18 protein-coding genes are annotated in these 16,095 nt (G+C 40.5%); 8 read left to right on the top strand and 10 right to left on the bottom strand.

What is annotated here, in order from left to right; genetic code table 11:
* Nucleotides 1–101: 101 nt before the first annotated feature.
* Nucleotides 102–662 (bottom strand): Crp/Fnr family transcriptional regulator, encoded by a 561-nt coding sequence (locus BGO42_RS14220; RefSeq protein ID WP_273244658.1) that lies wholly within the window; start codon nucleotides 660–662, stop codon nucleotides 102–104.
* Between the two features lie 292 nt (nucleotides 663–954).
* On the opposite strand from BGO42_RS14220, the gene BGO42_RS14215 reads away from it, so the two are divergent.
* Nucleotides 955–1,584, top strand: a complete 630-nt coding sequence (locus BGO42_RS14215; protein WP_273244660.1) for a chloramphenicol acetyltransferase — start codon at nucleotides 955–957, stop codon at nucleotides 1,582–1,584.
* Between the two features lie 4 nt (nucleotides 1,585–1,588).
* Entirely contained in the window at nucleotides 1,589–2,113 is a 525-nt protein-coding gene (locus tag BGO42_RS14210) for a GNAT family N-acetyltransferase (RefSeq protein WP_273244662.1), read from the top strand.
* Nucleotides 2,114–2,283: 170 nt separating this feature from the next.
* On the opposite strand, the gene BGO42_RS14205 is transcribed toward BGO42_RS14210, so the two are convergent.
* The gene (locus tag BGO42_RS14205; RefSeq protein WP_177733837.1) at nucleotides 2,284–2,619 is read right to left on the bottom strand and encodes a hypothetical protein; all 336 of its coding nucleotides are present in this window, start codon (nucleotides 2,617–2,619) and stop codon (nucleotides 2,284–2,286) included.
* A 483-nt stretch (nucleotides 2,620–3,102) separates the two neighbouring features.
* On the opposite strand from BGO42_RS14205, the gene BGO42_RS14200 reads away from it, so the two are divergent.
* The 3 genes from BGO42_RS14200 to BGO42_RS14190 are packed head-to-tail and all read left to right on the top strand — an operon-like array spanning nucleotide 3,103 to nucleotide 4,479.
* The gene (locus tag BGO42_RS14200; RefSeq protein WP_273244665.1) at nucleotides 3,103–3,606 is read left to right on the top strand and encodes a DUF4199 domain-containing protein; all 504 of its coding nucleotides are present in this window, start codon (nucleotides 3,103–3,105) and stop codon (nucleotides 3,604–3,606) included.
* Between the two features lie 34 nt (nucleotides 3,607–3,640).
* Nucleotides 3,641–4,081 carry an SRPBCC family protein gene (locus BGO42_RS14195; RefSeq protein WP_273244667.1) on the top strand — a complete coding sequence of 147 codons (441 nt, stop codon included), beginning with the start codon at nucleotides 3,641–3,643 and terminating at the stop codon, nucleotides 4,079–4,081.
* Nucleotides 4,082–4,107: 26 nt separating this feature from the next.
* Nucleotides 4,108–4,479 carry a DoxX family membrane protein gene (locus BGO42_RS14190; RefSeq protein ID WP_177733843.1) on the top strand — a complete coding sequence of 124 codons (372 nt, stop codon included), beginning with the start codon at nucleotides 4,108–4,110 and terminating at the stop codon, nucleotides 4,477–4,479.
* Between the two features lie 106 nt (nucleotides 4,480–4,585).
* Here BGO42_RS14190 and BGO42_RS14185 read toward each other — a convergent pair whose 3' ends face one another.
* Nucleotides 4,586–4,915 carry a hypothetical protein gene (locus BGO42_RS14185; RefSeq protein ID WP_273244670.1) on the bottom strand — a complete coding sequence of 110 codons (330 nt, stop codon included), beginning with the start codon at nucleotides 4,913–4,915 and terminating at the stop codon, nucleotides 4,586–4,588.
* 26 nt (nucleotides 4,916–4,941) lie between these two features.
* A complete protein-coding gene (locus BGO42_RS14180) occupies nucleotides 4,942–5,211 on the bottom strand; it encodes a DUF1622 domain-containing protein (protein ID WP_502686369.1) in 270 nt (89 codons plus the stop codon).
* 382 nt (nucleotides 5,212–5,593) lie between these two features.
* On the opposite strand from BGO42_RS14180, the gene BGO42_RS14175 reads away from it, so the two are divergent.
* Nucleotides 5,594–5,761 (top strand): hypothetical protein, encoded by a 168-nt coding sequence (locus BGO42_RS14175; protein WP_177733849.1) that lies wholly within the window; start codon nucleotides 5,594–5,596, stop codon nucleotides 5,759–5,761.
* A 257-nt stretch (nucleotides 5,762–6,018) separates the two neighbouring features.
* Here BGO42_RS14175 and BGO42_RS14170 read toward each other — a convergent pair whose 3' ends face one another.
* The 6 genes from BGO42_RS14170 to BGO42_RS14145 all read right to left on the bottom strand — a co-directional run bounded on the left by BGO42_RS14170 (nucleotide 6,019) and on the right by BGO42_RS14145 (nucleotide 13,852).
* Nucleotides 6,019–9,756, bottom strand: a complete 3,738-nt coding sequence (locus BGO42_RS14170) for an AAA family ATPase (protein WP_273244672.1) — start codon at nucleotides 9,754–9,756, stop codon at nucleotides 6,019–6,021.
* Nucleotide 9,757: 1 nt separating this feature from the next.
* Nucleotides 9,758–10,996, bottom strand: a complete 1,239-nt coding sequence (locus BGO42_RS14165; RefSeq protein WP_273244673.1) for an exonuclease SbcCD subunit D C-terminal domain-containing protein — start codon at nucleotides 10,994–10,996, stop codon at nucleotides 9,758–9,760.
* A gap of 217 nt (nucleotides 10,997–11,213) precedes the next feature.
* Nucleotides 11,214–12,629 (bottom strand): aminotransferase-like domain-containing protein, encoded by a 1,416-nt coding sequence (locus BGO42_RS14160; protein WP_177733855.1) that lies wholly within the window; start codon nucleotides 12,627–12,629, stop codon nucleotides 11,214–11,216.
* A 54-nt stretch (nucleotides 12,630–12,683) separates the two neighbouring features.
* Nucleotides 12,684–13,094 carry a hypothetical protein gene (locus BGO42_RS14155; RefSeq protein WP_273244676.1) on the bottom strand — a complete coding sequence of 137 codons (411 nt, stop codon included), beginning with the start codon at nucleotides 13,092–13,094 and terminating at the stop codon, nucleotides 12,684–12,686.
* Between the two features lie 333 nt (nucleotides 13,095–13,427).
* Entirely contained in the window at nucleotides 13,428–13,664 is a 237-nt protein-coding gene (locus BGO42_RS14150) for a hypothetical protein (RefSeq protein WP_273244678.1), read from the bottom strand.
* Between the two features lie 23 nt (nucleotides 13,665–13,687).
* On the bottom strand, nucleotides 13,688–13,852 hold the full coding sequence (locus BGO42_RS14145; protein ID WP_273244680.1) for a hypothetical protein: 165 nt from the start codon (nucleotides 13,850–13,852) through the stop codon (nucleotides 13,688–13,690).
* A gap of 430 nt (nucleotides 13,853–14,282) precedes the next feature.
* Here BGO42_RS14145 and BGO42_RS14140 point away from each other — a divergent pair, with 430 nt between their 5' ends.
* Together BGO42_RS14140 and BGO42_RS14135 are read left to right on the top strand one after the other, a co-directional pair.
* Nucleotides 14,283–14,900 (top strand): hypothetical protein, encoded by a 618-nt coding sequence (locus BGO42_RS14140; RefSeq protein ID WP_273244682.1) that lies wholly within the window; start codon nucleotides 14,283–14,285, stop codon nucleotides 14,898–14,900.
* A 240-nt stretch (nucleotides 14,901–15,140) separates the two neighbouring features.
* Nucleotides 15,141–15,983: a universal stress protein gene (locus BGO42_RS14135; RefSeq protein WP_273244684.1), complete on the top strand. Its 843-nt coding sequence runs from the start codon at nucleotides 15,141–15,143 to the stop codon at nucleotides 15,981–15,983.
* The last annotated feature ends 112 nt before the right edge of the window (nucleotides 15,984–16,095 follow it).

The following is a 16,095-nucleotide window of genomic DNA, read 5'->3' as shown; positions in this document are numbered from 1 at the left end:
CGATACCGGATTGCCAAAACCCGGCGATTGTATTTTGTTGTGATTCCTTCTGTGTAACTTCTACCTTATATAGTGGCAGGTGTTCGTTTTATAAAACACATTTAAAGTTCTTTTAAGGCACGGTTTAAACTCCGGGTGGTAATGCCCAGGTAAGCTGCCATATCTTCTTTTGAAATAATAATGTCCTGTTTGGCTTGCAGTTCCAGTATTTTCCGCAATCCGTATTCTATTGTATACAATTGTTGTGAGGAAGCCCTGCTGCTGGTGTTGATGATCCGTTCGGCTAATTCTTCCAGTATTAACCGGTTAAAATTAGCATCCTGTTCCAGTAAATTTCTAAAAAGAGTCACCGGTATAGCATAGGCTTTTACAGCCGTAATGGCCTCTACATTACAAAGACAGTTGCTGTTTTTGATCACTTCAATTTCGCCAACAATTTCCCCTTCACTCATAAATTCCAGGATATAGTCCTTACCGTTTTCTTCCCGGAAAAAACACTTGATAATACCTTCTTTCAGTATAAAAACTTTCGATGCTTTTCCGTCCTGATGTAACAGGAGTTCTCCTTTTGAAAAGGTAGTTAGTACTATGTCTTCCGACTGCGGATGCTTTTCATAGAGGGCTTCTGTAAAAGATAAAAATGAAAGGTTGGTTCGTAACATATTTTTAGTGCCGGGACAAATGTCCTTTTTTTAGGGTGTGGGTATGCGCGAATTTTGCACTTTAAAAATACAAAAATAAGAAGAAAGAGTGATTGGTAAAAGGTAATTAGCAAAGGGCAAAGGGCAATTAGCAAGGGGCAAAGGGCAAAAGGCAAGGGGCAAAAAATAATTACAAATTATGATGTATGCTATTTCAATATAGATAAAAAGGCAAAAGGCAAAGTATTGAAAGGGCAGTTATCAAATAAACAAAAATAAATCCCATACCCATAAATTCACAAAAAACACATATATGAAAGAAATAAACTTATCAGACTGGAAGCGCAAAGATCATTATGCTTTTTTCTCACAATTTGAAGAACCATTTTTTGGGGTAACCTTAAAGATCGATTGTACACAGGCTTATGATTTTGCTAAAGAGCAGGAACAGTCGTTTTTCTTATTGTATCTTTATCGTGCTTTAAAAGCAGCCAACAGTATTGAAGAATTCCGTTACCGTATTGTCGATAAAAAAGTAGTACTGTTTGATACGGTTACTGCATCGGCAACAATCAATCGTCCGGATGGAACCTTCGGATTTTCCTATATGGATTATCACGAGGATGAAAAAGTATTTCAGGAAAAAGCGTCAGAAGAAATGGATGCAGTACGAAACAGTACCGGATTGATACCAGCCGTTTCCGGTGAAAATGTTATTCACTGTTCGGCAGCACCTTGGCTGGATTTTACAGCATTGTCACATGCCAGAAGTTTTACGTTTCCGGACAGCAGTCCGAAAATTTCTTTTGGAAAATGGACGGAAGAAAATGGCGTTAAAACAATGCCGGTTTCCATTCACGCACATCACGGTTTGATGGATGGTTACCATATCGGGCTTTTTATTGAAGCATTCCAGCACTTAATGAACACGATAAAAAATTAAACAAATGGAAATAAGCATCAGGCAGGAAAAACCAGAAGACATTGCTGCAGTATTCAAGCTCAACGTTGCCGCTTTCCCACAGGATGGAGAAGCAAAGCTGGTTGATGCGCTGCGCCGCAATAGTGAGGTCTTTATCCCGGAACTTTCTTTAGTTGCCGTATCCGGTAATACGGTTGTAGGGCATATATTGTTTACCATGATTAAAATTATAGCTGCCGATGGTAAGGAATTTGAAAGCCTGGCACTGGCACCCATGGCGGTAAGCCCTGAATTTCAAAAGCAGGGTATCGGAGGACTGCTCATACAGGCAGGACTTCAAAAAGCAAAAGCATCAGGATTCACTTCGGTTATTGTATTGGGACACGAACACTACTATCCGAAATTTGGTTTTGAGCCTACAGAAAAATGGCAAATAAAAGCACCTTTTGATGTTCCGACAGCCGTTTTTATGGGCATTGAACTGGAAGACCTGGCTTTGCAAAATAAAAGCGGAACCGTGCAGTACCCGAAAGAATTTGAAGCGGTATAAAAAGTACGAACCACAATACATCAAAACCATTTTACAACCCGTAAAATGGTTTTGATGTATTGTGATAATCGTCGTCAACGAAAGTAATATAATGTAAAAACCCTGATAGGGGGGATACCAGGGCTTTGTTGGAACGACACCAGTGTGGCATCGTTAAAGAAATCGGGCTGCTAACAAATTTTAAACAGTACCGATCCTTCACCGTTGCTGTTCCACAGACTGCTTTTCAGTCCCCAATGGAGCAGGTGCTTAGTGCTTTTTCTTTCTTTTAATGTCGATCTGGAATCCCTTCCCGCTTTAGTATACAGCTCTACAATGTCACCGGCCTTCACTTTTAAATGTTTAAACCAGTGTTTGTGTCTTAGCTTGCAGCGCATGCCGTTGTTTTCGTCATAAGCAGTATCGGCAAGAATATAATCTGCCAGATCGCAATCGGAAATAACGTCTAAAACAATTTTTTCATCCAATGTGCCCCCACCTTCAACTTTAGTGATTTTAAGTTCCATAGGTCTATTTATTTATAATAAATTTTTGGCACTTAAATTTAATAAAAATCCAGAATTAAAAATATTTTTTATTTTGTAATTCTTGTTTTTATGTATTTATTATTTTGTTAATAAGTTAATTTATTGATTATTAGTTGTTTTTTGCAACAAAAACATGTGAAATTTAATGCGTGATGCCTTCGCGGCTATTTTGCTAACAGAATACTGCTGCTGGTAGATGGTTTAACCTGAAAGTTACGGTACCTTTTTTGGCATTGGCTTATAGACAATCAGATAGGATAAAATAAAACAACAGCTGCCTTCCGGTGGTGACTATTCTGCTAAGTCGAAAAATACAACAAAACAATATGTTTTCGTTATGCGGATGATGATTTTTGCATTTTTATTTTTATTAATTTAGCTAAAAAAATAAAGAATATTTATTTTTTAATGCTTGGTATTGTGAAAACATAAAAAATTTATAAATACTTAAAAGTAGTAAAGATGAACAGGATCAGGATAGAAATTAAATGGGCGGTTGTATTCCTTATCGTTTCCTTATTGTGGATGGTACTCGAAAAATTATGCGGACTTCACAGTACACACATTGATAAGCATCAGTATCTGACCATGTTGTTTATGATACCCGCCATCTGGATTTACGTCCTGGCGCTTAAAGACAAAAAGAAAAATTATTACAATGGTGTGATGAATTTCAGGCAGGGACTCCTGGCCGGTATGATTATCACGCTGATAGTAACCATTTTTAGTCCGCTTACCCAATGGATAATCTCGACTATTATTACCCCGGAATATTTCCCGAACGTTATTGAATATTCGCTTAAAACCGGATATCATAAAACAAGAGCGGAAGCTGAAGCCTATTTTAACCTGGAGAATTATATGATTCAGAGTACTATAAGCGCAATCATGATGGGAACAGTCACTTCGCTGATTGTCGCTTTTTTTGTAAAAAGCAAATCCGGATCTGAAGCAAACAGGTCTTAAGTAACCGTAAAAATAGTACTGCTAATACTTTAATATGGATTTTGTAACCGTATCTCAGACGTTTCAATGTACCGTAGAAGAACTTTGGAACGCCCTCACACAGGAAGAACAATTAAAAGAATGGTACTTTCCCGTTCAGGATTTCTTGCCGGAAGTAGGACATACGTTTACTTTTTATGAAAGTGAAAAAAGTAAAAAATACCTGCATCGATGCCGTTTTTTTAACATTATTCCATACAAACTGCTGGAACACACCTGGGAACATCCCGGCCACAGTAAAGGAATTTCCCGGCTAAAATGGGAGTTACTGCCCTTAAATGACAGCAAAACACTGCTCACTTTAACCCATACCGATTTACAGAACTTTGCCGATGCCGGTCCCGATTTTAGTGTGGAAAACTATAGGATGGGGTGGGAAGCGATATTGAATACCTCCTTAAAAAAACATTTGGACAAGTTTACCGAAGTGCCCTAAAACCGTAACCCCAAAAACCCTACATAATGAAGATTGTTAAATTTATTGTCTGTCTTCTTTTCGGACTGATGTTCATCAATGCCGGACTGAACAAATTTTTTAATTATATGCCCATGCCCGACATGAGCGAAGAGCAGCTCAAGGTCATGGAAGCTTTTATGAAAATAGTCTGGCTGCTGCCTTTGGCAGGGATTATTGAAATTATAGGTGGAATCCTGTTTATTATCCCAAAATACAGAGCATTGGGCGCCATAGTCATTTTACCGGTTATGGTTGGAATCGTACTGCACAACATCCTGATGGAACCATCGGGAATTGAAATGGCACTGGTACTTTTTGCTATTAACCTTTGGATCATTCTGGACAACTGGAAAAAATACCAGCCTTTAATGTCCTAAACGTACTGTATAACATTAAAAACACCTGACAGCATTTTAAACGGTCAGGTGTTTTTTTATGCGATTATTTATCCCTGCCGGAAAATTTTAACCGGATATTTACGGGTTAATCTTTTTTCTCCGGTCTGTCTTTTATCTCGGAAGCTTTAAGATACACTTTCTTTCCCTGTTTGTTCACATAATACTTACGGTTTTTATTGTTGATGTAAACATCGGTTCCGTCTGGTGCCATTTTGCCTTTCCAGACCTTATCGGTAATCTTGGAAGTACCTTTTACGGCCACTTCGGCAGTTTTGTTACCAACGGCTTTGGCGGTTTTTTCAATTTTATCACCTACAGATTCTTTTTCCTTTTTTTCCTGTGCATGAACGGTTAAAGGAGCGGTAATCAATAATCCAAGGGTTAACAACCCTGTAAAAATGCTGGTCTTTTTCATGATAATAGTTGTTAAATGGTTAATAATTAGGGTAATGTATTGGTGTCTTCAGCAGACTTTTTCTGTGCGATATTTTCAATTTCCTTGTTCAGGAAATAGGACAATCCGGTCCGGATGATCACAGTCCCGGCCAGTATGCCTAAATCTTCAAAAGTAGGATTGAGTATGGTATCAATAATGTCGGAAGCAATCAGGAATTCCAGTCCCAGCAATAAATAGTAACCGACTTCTATTTTAATTTCAACGGTTCTGGCAAGTAAAAAAGTATGTTTAAAACGATCCGCTTCATTAACGATAAATTTAAGTAGCCCAATGGCGGCACCATAGCAAATAATCGCAATACTGATATGTCTGATAGGGTATGGAGCAGTTCGTTCATCGCATTATATTTATATAAAGATACATAAATATCGTAAAATGCGATTATTTAAAGTGTTGTTTTAGTGTGATTTAGGAAGGGTTTTGTCCGGTAAACACCCTAAAAAGGGGTATTTCTACGCGGTATCCGGAAAAAAGGATACAGTAATTTAGCCCTGAGATATGGTAACCGAAATTAAAGTATAAGTTCAGGATGAGGAACATGTTTTGCTGCCGAAATGTACAACACAATCAGTACTGCAAATAAACATTTTTCGGATCACACGAATTTACAGTTAAAAACCTTAAAGGTCATCAAAAATGCCGATAACAATATTCAAAAAACAGGGAAAAACAATTGCAGAAGCTGGATTTAACAGACAGTCTGCCAATGAACAATTGCTGATGCAGTTGAAAAAAGAAATTATCAACGAAATACACGAAAACCTGCTAAAAGAAATGCTGTATAAAAGAGAAAGGCAGTATTGAAGATAAGGGCAAAAAGCAAGAGGCAAAGGGCAAGAGGCAAAGGGCAAAAAGCAAAAGATAAGAGGCAAAGGGCAAGGAGTAGACCTGGAGGTATGATATACGATATATAAGGGGAGATATATGAAGTTTGATATATGAAGTTTGATATATGATATCACATCCTTCATTCTTCACATCTCGTCCTTCGTATTTCAAACCTCTTACTTCACACTTCATACTTCATACTTCGTACCTCAAACTTCATACCTCGTTCTTCGTCAAGCGTATTGCACTATCTCCACCTTACTTTTTCCACTGGCCATTTTACTCACTTTAATCTGCGTTGGGATACGTTCCGTCATTTCCTGTACGTGTGATATCACACCCACTTTCCGGCCCTGGTTGTGTAGTCGTTCCAAAGCATCCATCGCAATATTCAGTGTGTTCGGATCCAGAGAACCGAAACCTTCATCGATAAAAAGGGATTCTACTTTCATACGGCTTGAAGATAGGGAAGCCAGTCCTAAAGCCAGTGCCAGCGAAACCAGAAAGGATTCTCCTCCGGAAAGAGAGAAAACAGTACGCACTTCATCACCCATATCCTGGTCGATTACCTGTAAGCCAAGCGAATTCGGAATGCGCTCAATTTTGTAACGGTTGGTCAGTACTTCCAGATGAATATTGGCATAACCCAATAAAACATCAAGCGTGTATTCCTGTGCAATCTGACGGAATTTCTTACCGTCATACGAACCGATAATCTCATTCAGCTTACTCCAGTTTTCGGTAACGGCTGCCTGTTGGTTAATGCGGTCTAAAAGATCACCGATTTTGTTTTTGTTGGCTTCATCCTGTTGTAGTCTGAAACCGATTTCACTATGGGACTGCTTGTTTTTTTCCAGATCCGATTGTGCCACACGGTATAGCTCGTTGAGTTCAGGTAATGCCCTGTCGGATAATTTCTTTTGTTGGTGTGCTTCCAGCAGCTGTGTTCTTTCAGCTAATACCGACTGTGTCCGGGTAACTTCCTCCGCAATAGCCTGGAGCATTTTTCGTTCTGTCTGCATCCAGTCGGGAGTAAGGGTAAGCAATTCTTTAAGCTCATCCGGACGCAATGGTACAGCATGCTGTTCGTTATAAGCTATCAGCCATTGCCCGAGTTGTTGAGAGGCCTTCTGAGCTGTATTTTCAAAAGCGCTCCGCTCTTTGAGCAGCTGTTCCTGTTGGGTGACCACTTTGGTACTTTCGATATGCAATTGTTGCTGTTGCAGCTGGTGATGTTCCAGTGCTTCTTTGGCTGCAGTTACTGATTCCTGTAACTGTGCTTCAATCGTTTTTACCGGTTGACCTTCAAAAAGTGACATCCGTTCTTTATATAAGGTCTGATAAGCGCTTTCGGAAGCAATTAATACTCCGGCTTTTTTCTGAGCATCAGCAGTAAGTCCGGCAAACTGTTTTTCTAATTCGGTAACTGTTGCCGAAAGAATACCATACTGATTGAGGTTGTATTCCAGTTTTTCGGTTTGTGTTTTCCATTTCTTTGTAAAATGCTCCATTTTTTCCAGGAAAGATTCCGGAGCATTTTTCCATTTATCCACCCAGCCCTGGTCGGTGATATAATGATTCAAAAAGGCTTCTGCATCCAGTATGGAAGCTGTTGTTTGAGTGTGTTCCTGTACAAGGCGTTCCTGCTGTTCGGTATGGGATCCGAGTTCCCGTTCCAGGTCTTTTATACGGTTGGTTGCCTCGTTACAATCTTTTTCCAGTACATCAATTCGGACTTTCTGGCTTTCCAATTGCTGTTTTTCAGCGGCATGTGCCAGTAACTGCGCTTGCAATTGTGTCTGTTTTTCTTTTAAGACAGATCGTTTTTCGGCTATCCATACTGTTTTCTGCTCGTTAGGGATATTGCTGCATTCGTCTGCAATGGCAAAGTTTTCCCAATCTTGTTGTAAAGCCTCTAATATTCCCTTTTTACTGTTAATGGTTGCTGCAAGAGCGGTAATACTCTTTTGCAGGTTTTCACAGGTTTGCTGCAGACTGCTTTGTTCCTGTAAAGAGGAAAGATATTGCTGTTCCGTTTCCCGGTGTGTCTGTTCCAGTGTGGCCAGTACATGATCTAGTTTCGGTTCGTGTGCGGCATAAGGATGCTCTTCACTACCGCATACGGGGCAGGGTTCGTGAGGAACAAGGCCGGCGCGGAGCGTTTCCACATTTTCAGTAGCTGCCAGACGCGCTTTCTGCAATAATTGTGCAGAAGCCTCTTTTTTTGCCGCTTCATGGATAACACGCTGGTTGTGTTGTTGCAGGGTGGCTCCTTTTATTTGATATTCCTGCTCGTCGGCAGTTTGTTTTAAAAGTAAAGCATCAAAATCAAGCCAGGTGCTATAGAACAGTTTCCAGTGTGCTTCCGCTTTAATGGTATTTTCCAAAGCGGCATCCGTATCGTCTTTCTCCAGTCCGATATTTTCTATAGGTAGCAGCAACAGTTGCTTTTTCTTGTTGTTATAGGTTTCCTGAAGGGTTTCCAGAGTGGTTTGCTGCGTGATGTTATCAGTACTCAGCGTAGTTCTTTCGGTATCTTTCTCCCGGATTTTTTCCTGTACAGTTTCAAGATCATGGGCAACAGTCTGCAACAGCGTATACAACTTTTGGGTTTCCTGCAGTTTGGAAACAATAATGGCGCTGTTTTCGGCTATCGGTTTTCGGCTGCTGTGCTCCGTTTTCCAGTTTTCAATAAGCTCCGTTTCTGTGGAAAGCGCTGTCAGGGCGGTTTTTTTGGCAGCTATTTCAAGCTGTTGCTGCTCGCTTTTTTCAGCCGTATTTTCAGCTTCTTCTTTGGCTTTAGCCAATTGTTCCTTTTTTTCTGCCAGCAGGGTATCTTGCTTTTTAGCTTCTTCGAATAGTGGCAGCGCTTCGGTACTGATCTTATTTTTTTCGGCCAGGTTGTTTTCAGCCTCCGCAACCGATTTTTGTACAGCTGCTTTTTGCGCTTCCAGCACGGTGATTTTTTGCGCTAAAGCTTCCAGTTCGGCTGTTTTTTGTTTTTGTTGCTGTTCGGCATGCTGCAAGGCATCTGCCCAGGTTCTGGTTTGCTGTACCTGTTCTGCCTGCTGTAGCTTTTGTTCGCGGTTGGCCGCATTTTTTTGGGCTGTAACAGCTTCAATTAAAGCGCTATCTGCCAGTGCCTGATGGGAACTTAGTTCTATTAACTGCTGGTGCCAGCTGATTTCGGCATGTACTGTTTCGGCCTGTCTTTCCAGAATTTTAATCCGGGAATGTAATGCTGCCTGTTCTTCAAGAAGTGTTGCGAGCTCTGCTTCCGTAAAGGTTGCAATACCTTCTTTTTGAAGGTTCAGCTCGCGCAGCAATACTTCTTCCTGTTTGCATTTTTCATATACCATTCTTGAAATTTCAGAATAGATATGAGTACCGGTCAGTTTTTCCAGTAAAGAGGATTTTTCATCCTTATTGGCTTTTAAAAAAGCGGTAAAATCGCCCTGGGCTAATAGGACGGAACGGGTAAACTGCTCAAAGTTCAGTCCGACCAGGCGTTCTATTTCCTTATAGGTTTCTGCTTTTTTTCCGGGAATATCGGTTTGCAGCGTAATGTTTTTTAACGTAATGGCATCGGATTGTATATTGCCATCGGCCTGATTCCGGGCTCTGCGAACGCTCCATGTGGCGCGGTAATAATTACCGTCAACACCTGCAAAATCAACTTCGGCAAAACCATCGGCTGTACCGTCTCTCAGAATACCGCGCACATCACCCTGGCTGATGGTACTTCCCTGTACATCGTGAATTTCCACTCCGGTTTCTCTTGCCTGCAGGTAGCGGGGTGTTTTTCCGTATAAGGAAAGGCAAAGTGCATCCAGTATGGTCGACTTACCGGCTCCGGTGGCTCCGGTTATCGCAAAAATCCCGGCTGTTGCGAGCGGTTCTGCTGTAAAGTTGATTTCGGTAGTACCTTCCAGAGAAGCTAAATTCTTGATTCGTATGGCTATGATCTTCATGTTAATTCTCTTTTTGGGTTACTTCCTGTGCCGCCTGCTGGAAAAGCTGCATGATGGTTTCGGGAACCGGAATATTGTATTTGGACTGGTATATTTTGGAGAAAACATCGGCAGGCTGTAATTCCTGTAACTTTTCCTGCGTAACAAATTCGGTTGCTTTGTTTGTGGCGGCGGGATAGCGCACATCAATTTTTGCCAGCCGTATATTTTTACCGGTCAGGGCTGTTTCTACTTTATGGCGCAATGCCGGCTCGGGACCATCCAGCAGTACACGCACTTCCAGATAAGGAGCCGGTTCGCCGGAACGGGAAGTATCCGGCAACTGCTTTAACAGCGTTAAGACTTCCTGTAAAGGCTGGTGTGTGGCTGGCGCCCTTTGTAACGGTACAAACAGCGGAATTTCCAGAATCTGTAAATTATCGATCTGTGTTTTACCTGATTCAAAAACAACTACCTGGTGTCTGTAGTTAAGTTCTGAAAAAGACATTGGAAGCGGACTGCCGGAATAGCGGATGTGTTCTTTTCCGCCAATTTTCTGTGCTTTGTGGATATGTCCTAAAGCTACATACTGTATTCCTTCCGGAAAAGCGGTTGCCGGAACACATTCCACACCACCCATGATCAGGCGTTCGGTTTTGTCCAGTTCCGTTATTTCAGCATGATGCGTATGCAGATGGCCCATGGCAATAATGATCTGATCGTCCTGTTTTTTTTCCAGTGCATGGGCATACGCCTGTTCGTATAAGGCGGTAACACCATCGGTATACGGATTGGCACTGCCCGGAATAGCCGGATAATCGCCCATACGCAAAAACGGGATGGCAAGGCACCAGGCTGTTGTTTTGCCGGAAGTATCGTGAATCGGAATAATAAGCTTTTCGTAATTGATAGTACCATCCGGATTTTTTTCAACCAGTCCGATAATATGAATATTGGATGACTCCAACAGCGGTTTCGGGGATTCTAAACGCGATGCCGAATCATGATTGCCGGCTGTAATGATAATCTGTAATTCCGGACAGGCTTTGGTCGCCTGATTTAAAAACGTATAAAACATTTTTACCGATACTGCAGCAGGATTGGAAAGATCGAAGACGTCGCCGCTCACCAGTAAAACATCAATTTGTTCCTGTTGTAAAGTCTGTATCAGCCAGTTCAGGAACTGCTGATGCTCGTCTGTGCGGTCGTATTCGTGGAATAGCTGACCAATATGCCAGTCTGCTGTATGGAGAATTCTCATTGCCGGTCAAAGTATTTTATCAGAAAATAAAAACTGCTGTTTTAGTAAGATACTTAAAATGAGAGTGCTATTTTCTGCTGTTTGTCAAAAATAAAAGTCCTAAAATTAAACTTTTTAAAGGACAAAGCATCCGGTATTATTACAGAATTCCATAAAAATACAAACAGCGAAATGCGTAAGGAAAGTAAGGACGGGTTGTTTGTTTCCGGACAGCGGGTTACAATGCTTTCTTCACGATATTCCCGAGGCGTTTCAAATCATATTCCAGTTTTTCATCCCATTTTAGGGCAAAATTCAGCCGCATACAGTTATTAAACTGGTTGTGCTGCGTGAACATTCTGCCGGGTGCAAAGCTGATATTCTGCTGCATTGCCTGTTCATACAGCAGAGCGGTATCGATACGTTTGTCCAGTTCCAGCCACAATACAAAACCACCCTGTGGCTGTGCGGCTTTGGTATTATCCGGGAAATAGGTTTCAATAGCCCGCTGGTATTGCAGGCAATTGGTGTGCAGCGTATTTCTCAGGTTGCGAAGGTGAAGGTCATACCGGCCATGTTCCATAAAATCGGCTACAACCTCCTGAAATAAAGGCGGTGTGGATATGGTTTGCAACAGTTTTTTCCGCATCACTTTTTCTTTAAACTTTCCGGGGGCTACCCAGCCAACCCGGTAGCCGGGTGCCAGGGTTTTCGAAAAAGAACCGCACCACATAACGATACCCGCTTCGTCATACAGTTTGCAGGGAGCAGGGCGGCTGGTGCCAAAAAACAGATCTCCGTATAAATCATCCTCAATTAGCGGAATATTGTATTCGGTAAGCATTTTGACTACGGCTTTTTTGTTCTCGTCCGGCATACAGCTGCCTAGCGGGTTATTGAAATTGCTTACCAGGCAGCAGGCCTGTATTTTGGGTAACACTTTTTTAAGTGCATCCACATCAATGCCGGTTACCGGATTGGTAGGCAGCTCAATGACTTTTAGTCCGAGGGATTGTATCATTTGCAGTATGCCAAAATAGATCGGGCTTTCCAGTGCAATCGTATCTCCCGGTTTGGTAACCGCCATCAGGCATAAGTAAATAGCATTCAGCGTGCCGGAAGTGGTTATAATATCGTTTTCCGTTAGCGAACCGCCCCACACAAAAGACCATTTTGAAATATTGCGCCGGAGGTTTGTATTGCCGGGAATAATATCATATCCGGTTCCGCTGTCGTCCAGACTTCGCATCGCTTTCAGGACACTTTTATTCAGTTTGGCAATGGGCAGCATACTGTTGTCCGGTACACCCAGTGAAAACTGGGTAATTTCTTTGTGATGCAGGGTATTAAAAACCTTGCTGATTAAATCTTCCGGATGATCCTCTTTTTCAAACAGCCTGGGTTTACTGGTTTCCGGAATGGAAAATTTCCGGTTAAAGGTATTGCTCACATAATAACCCGATTTTGGCCGGGATTCTATCAGTGATTTGCTTTCCAGTTCCAGAAAAGCCTGCTTTACAGTGTTTAGACTGACATTGTAAATTTTTTGTACCGTGCGGATAGAAGGCAGTTTATCGCCAATTTTTAATGTTTCGGAAGCAATCTGGGCTTCAACAGTATGGGCAATTTTTTGATATAAGGCTTCTTTCGGCATGCTGATTTTTTAGTAGAACTTTAAAGGTACGATAAACGGAAATAAAAATGCCGTTTAATTCAGATAACATTGGTTCAGCCAGTCGATAAACCGGTCTATTTCATGCTGTACTGCCTGGTCTGAAACAACAGTATTGTTTTGTAAACTTTTGTTTGCCTGAAGGTGTACTGAAAAAGAATTCAGCTGCTCGTTAATGCCGGCAGTTTCAAAATCGGTATCCGCCTGAACGGTAATTACCGCTTCACCGGATGAGGTCAGGTTTACAACAGAATAGGCTACAATCTTTTTGTCTTGTTCGGCTACACCAATCGGCAGTCCGAAATCGGCAGCCAGTTTGTTCTTCACCGCCGATCCGACTTTTTTAAGCGATTGGTTTTTACGGTATAATTGTACAATGGCATTCAAATCGGATAGATACACTTCCCGGAATTGTATCGGTTTTGGTTCTTGTGCTGCGACGTTCATAATTGTCATCTTTAGAAGACAAAATTAGAGCGCCTTTACAGAACTATACAGATACAAAAATGTATTTTTTTAAGGATACAGATTTGAGAGGTTAGATTTAAGAAGTTTGATATATGAGGTATGAGGTTAGATATACGAGGGTTGATGATGAGGGCTGGAAATCTAATATCGTACTTCATACTTCTAATATCACATATCTTACTTCTTGCCCTTTATCCTTTGCCCATTGCTTCTTGCTTTTGTCTTTTGCTTTTTGTCTTATTTCATAAAAAAACGGAAGCACCTTACCGGCACTTCCGTTTTATGATAAATCTTGACTATAAATAAAAGAAACTATCGGGTGATAACTGTTCTTTCAGAGATATTTTCGTCATAATTTTTAATAAAAAGATCAATTTTTGCTTCGTCTAGTGTACCGTCATCTTTAATGATTTCGTTTTTAAGTAAAAGCTTAATAGCTTCTTTTAAATTACCACCTCTGATTTCGGCTTTTTGTCCAATGGTCAGGAATTTTATCTGAGTATAATCATCATCCAGATGCATGTGGGTACCACCATTATTGGCTATCAATGAAAATAATGGCTTATTGGAATTTAAGGAATAAAAATAAAACCATTAGCTCCGAAAACCCCGGTTCTTTCGGTTTTAAATAGTTCCTTGTCGTCAGCAAGTACCTTGTCATTTTTGAATTTTATCTTTTGGGAATAAGATAAACTGGTAATAAAGATTAACAGGGATGTTAATGCAATTTTCTTCATGATTGTTTTTGTATTGATTGCGTTAATTTATTGTGGATATATGGTTTTTTTTGTGTCAGCGGGTAAAAATATAATTAATATTTAAAAGTTTGGAATTTTTGTTGACAGGATGATAAGGTTTTTGGGGTGGTTAAAAGAAGAGGCAAAGGGTAAGAAGCAAGAAGCAAGAAGCAATAGGCAAGAAGCAAGAAGCAAGAGGCAAAAGGTAAGATATGTGATATTAGATATTAGAAGTGTGAGGTCCGATGTACGACTTTCAACCTTCATATATTTAACTTCTAATATCATACCTCGCATATCAAACTTCATATATCTAACATCGTACTTCTAACCTCATATATCATACTTCAGGAAGTAACCATAATTTCAGGTAAATCATTAGATTTGTAATCGTATCAATAATGATGATAGCCTAACGTTTAAATATACTATGAAACTAAAAAGAACTTTACTGTTTATAACCCTAATATCAAATTTTGCTTTTGCTCAAAATACCGTAAAAATCACAAACAATTACGGAAGTGAAAACCGGGAAATCCAGGATGTAATTGATTTTGAAAATATTTACATTGAACGACTAAATTTTGAAGGAGGTCAGCTTAACGGGAAATATTATGAAATAAATATCCAGGAATTTGTAAAAGGAAAATTAGTGCATAAAGAATTACTTTTTGATGGAGCTGAAACCGATTTCTTTAAGATCAATTCGGATAAAGAGTCACTAAAGTTTTTCTTTAAAATGGCTGACGGAAAGTTAAAAACCTATATAAGAGGAATGAAATTCGGAAGTAAGAAATCGTATTTTAAATTACAGGATGATTCCGATAAATATGCTTTAAAAGACTTTTTTGGCAGTAAAGAGGAGCTGTTTTTAGATATAAATTCCCAGCAGGAAATTCCGGTGTTTGCTATCATAACGCCAACAATCCATAAAGACGGCTCCGGTTCGTATTGCGAAGTTGTACAATCGGATATCAAGCCTGAAAATCTGGGGACACATTTTAAAATTCCGCATTATTTTTTAATAACAATGAAGTTTAAGAAGTAGAAAGGGCAAAGGGCGAGGAGGAAGAGGCAAAAGGCAAAGGGCAAAAGGCAAAGGACAAGAAGCAAAGGGCAAACAAACAACAACCTAAGGGCAATTCCTAATTTGTAATTCTTTATTCTCTTTTCTTCAGTAAAGCTTTCCTACGTTTCAGGAGCTAAAATTGCTTTTCGGGTCATATTTCCATAAGTACATACACAACAAAAGGACAACTTTGCCATAGTGTAACCTTTCTATCTACTTATGATGAACAATGCCAACACCATAACCATTATTGCGGCAACCAATTTCAGCGCTATTGCAGAAAATGCCGTACTGTATGCCGCCGGTTTAGCCAAAACCGTAGGCGCAAAACTGCTGCTTTTCAACTCGTTTTCGCTGCCGGTTCATTCGGCGAATTCCCATATCACTTCCGACGGGATCCAAAAACTGATCGACAATACTACAAACAAACTGAAACGACAGGCGGAAACACTGGCACAGCAGTTTGGAATTGAAACAACCGTTTTTTGCAGCTATTCCTTTCTGGAAGAACAACTGGTATTGCTGCTGAAAGAAACCAACGCACAGTTGCTGGTTATGGGCATGGCGGAACGTTCACTCGAACAGACACTGATTGGAAATTCTACCACTTCGGCAATCAAAAATATCAATATTCCGATACTGGCAGTACCGCTGAAAGCACACTTTGAAGCCGCCCGGAAAATACTCTTTGCCTGCGATACCTTTAAGGAAGTTCCCCTAAAAAAACTCTCCTGGCTGTGGGAAGCCACAAAACTGATAGACGGCGAAATAGAAGTCTTTAATGTCACCGAAAAAATAGATAATTTAAAAGCATCCGACGCACCGGCACTGGCAAAAAATATAGCCGAAAGCGAATTTCAGGATGTCAGATACCTTTATAAAAGCGTTCGTTCCAATGCGGTTATAGCCGAGATTGAAAAAGAGATCCGGAATTTTGATGCCGATATACTGGTCATGATACCTCAAAAATATGGTTTCTGGGATTCGCTGATCCACCGCAGCAAAACCGGAATCATGGCTTCCGGCTTAAACATACCGCTGCTGTCATTGCCCAACTATTAGCCGGATAGGCGAGAAAAACAGTAAAATATGGTACTGAGGAATGGTAATTTCATTTTAAAAAACTATATTGGCACTAAGCCCTTAAAACGGCAGCAAACAGCACATATAAAAT

The organism is Flavobacterium sp. 40-81 (genome assembly GCF_001898245.1).
Classification (GTDB): domain Bacteria; phylum Bacteroidota; class Bacteroidia; order Flavobacteriales; family Flavobacteriaceae; genus Flavobacterium; species Flavobacterium inviolabile.
This window is presented reverse-complemented; position numbering and strand designations above follow the sequence as displayed.

What these genes read in the sequence shown, in the direction of transcription:
- BGO42_RS14220 (WP_273244658.1), bottom strand. Translation starts at nt 662, where the DNA reads ATGTTACGAACCAACCTTTCATTTTTATCTTTTACAGAAGCCCTCTAT.
- BGO42_RS14215 (WP_273244660.1), top strand. Translation starts at nt 955, where the DNA reads ATGAAAGAAATAAACTTATCAGACTGGAAGCGCAAAGATCATTATGCT.
- BGO42_RS14210 (WP_273244662.1), top strand. Translation starts at nt 1,589, where the DNA reads ATGGAAATAAGCATCAGGCAGGAAAAACCAGAAGACATTGCTGCAGTA.
- BGO42_RS14205 (WP_177733837.1), bottom strand. Translation starts at nt 2,619, where the DNA reads ATGGAACTTAAAATCACTAAAGTTGAAGGTGGGGGCACATTGGATGAA.
- BGO42_RS14200 (WP_273244665.1), top strand. Translation starts at nt 3,103, where the DNA reads ATGAACAGGATCAGGATAGAAATTAAATGGGCGGTTGTATTCCTTATC.
- BGO42_RS14195 (WP_273244667.1), top strand. Translation starts at nt 3,641, where the DNA reads ATGGATTTTGTAACCGTATCTCAGACGTTTCAATGTACCGTAGAAGAA.
- BGO42_RS14190 (WP_177733843.1), top strand. Translation starts at nt 4,108, where the DNA reads ATGAAGATTGTTAAATTTATTGTCTGTCTTCTTTTCGGACTGATGTTC.
- BGO42_RS14185 (WP_273244670.1), bottom strand. Translation starts at nt 4,915, where the DNA reads ATGAAAAAGACCAGCATTTTTACAGGGTTGTTAACCCTTGGATTATTG.
- BGO42_RS14175 (WP_177733849.1), top strand. Translation starts at nt 5,594, where the DNA reads ATGCCGATAACAATATTCAAAAAACAGGGAAAAACAATTGCAGAAGCT.
- BGO42_RS14170 (WP_273244672.1), bottom strand. Translation starts at nt 9,756, where the DNA reads ATGAAGATCATAGCCATACGAATCAAGAATTTAGCTTCTCTGGAAGGT.
- BGO42_RS14165 (WP_273244673.1), bottom strand. Translation starts at nt 10,996, where the DNA reads ATGAGAATTCTCCATACAGCAGACTGGCATATTGGTCAGCTATTCCAC.
- BGO42_RS14160 (WP_177733855.1), bottom strand. Translation starts at nt 12,629, where the DNA reads ATGCCGAAAGAAGCCTTATATCAAAAAATTGCCCATACTGTTGAAGCC.
- BGO42_RS14155 (WP_273244676.1), bottom strand. Translation starts at nt 13,094, where the DNA reads ATGAACGTCGCAGCACAAGAACCAAAACCGATACAATTCCGGGAAGTG.
- BGO42_RS14145 (WP_273244680.1), bottom strand. Translation starts at nt 13,852, where the DNA reads ATGAAGAAAATTGCATTAACATCCCTGTTAATCTTTATTACCAGTTTA.
- BGO42_RS14140 (WP_273244682.1), top strand. Translation starts at nt 14,283, where the DNA reads ATGAAACTAAAAAGAACTTTACTGTTTATAACCCTAATATCAAATTTT.
- BGO42_RS14135 (WP_273244684.1), top strand. Translation starts at nt 15,141, where the DNA reads ATGATGAACAATGCCAACACCATAACCATTATTGCGGCAACCAATTTC.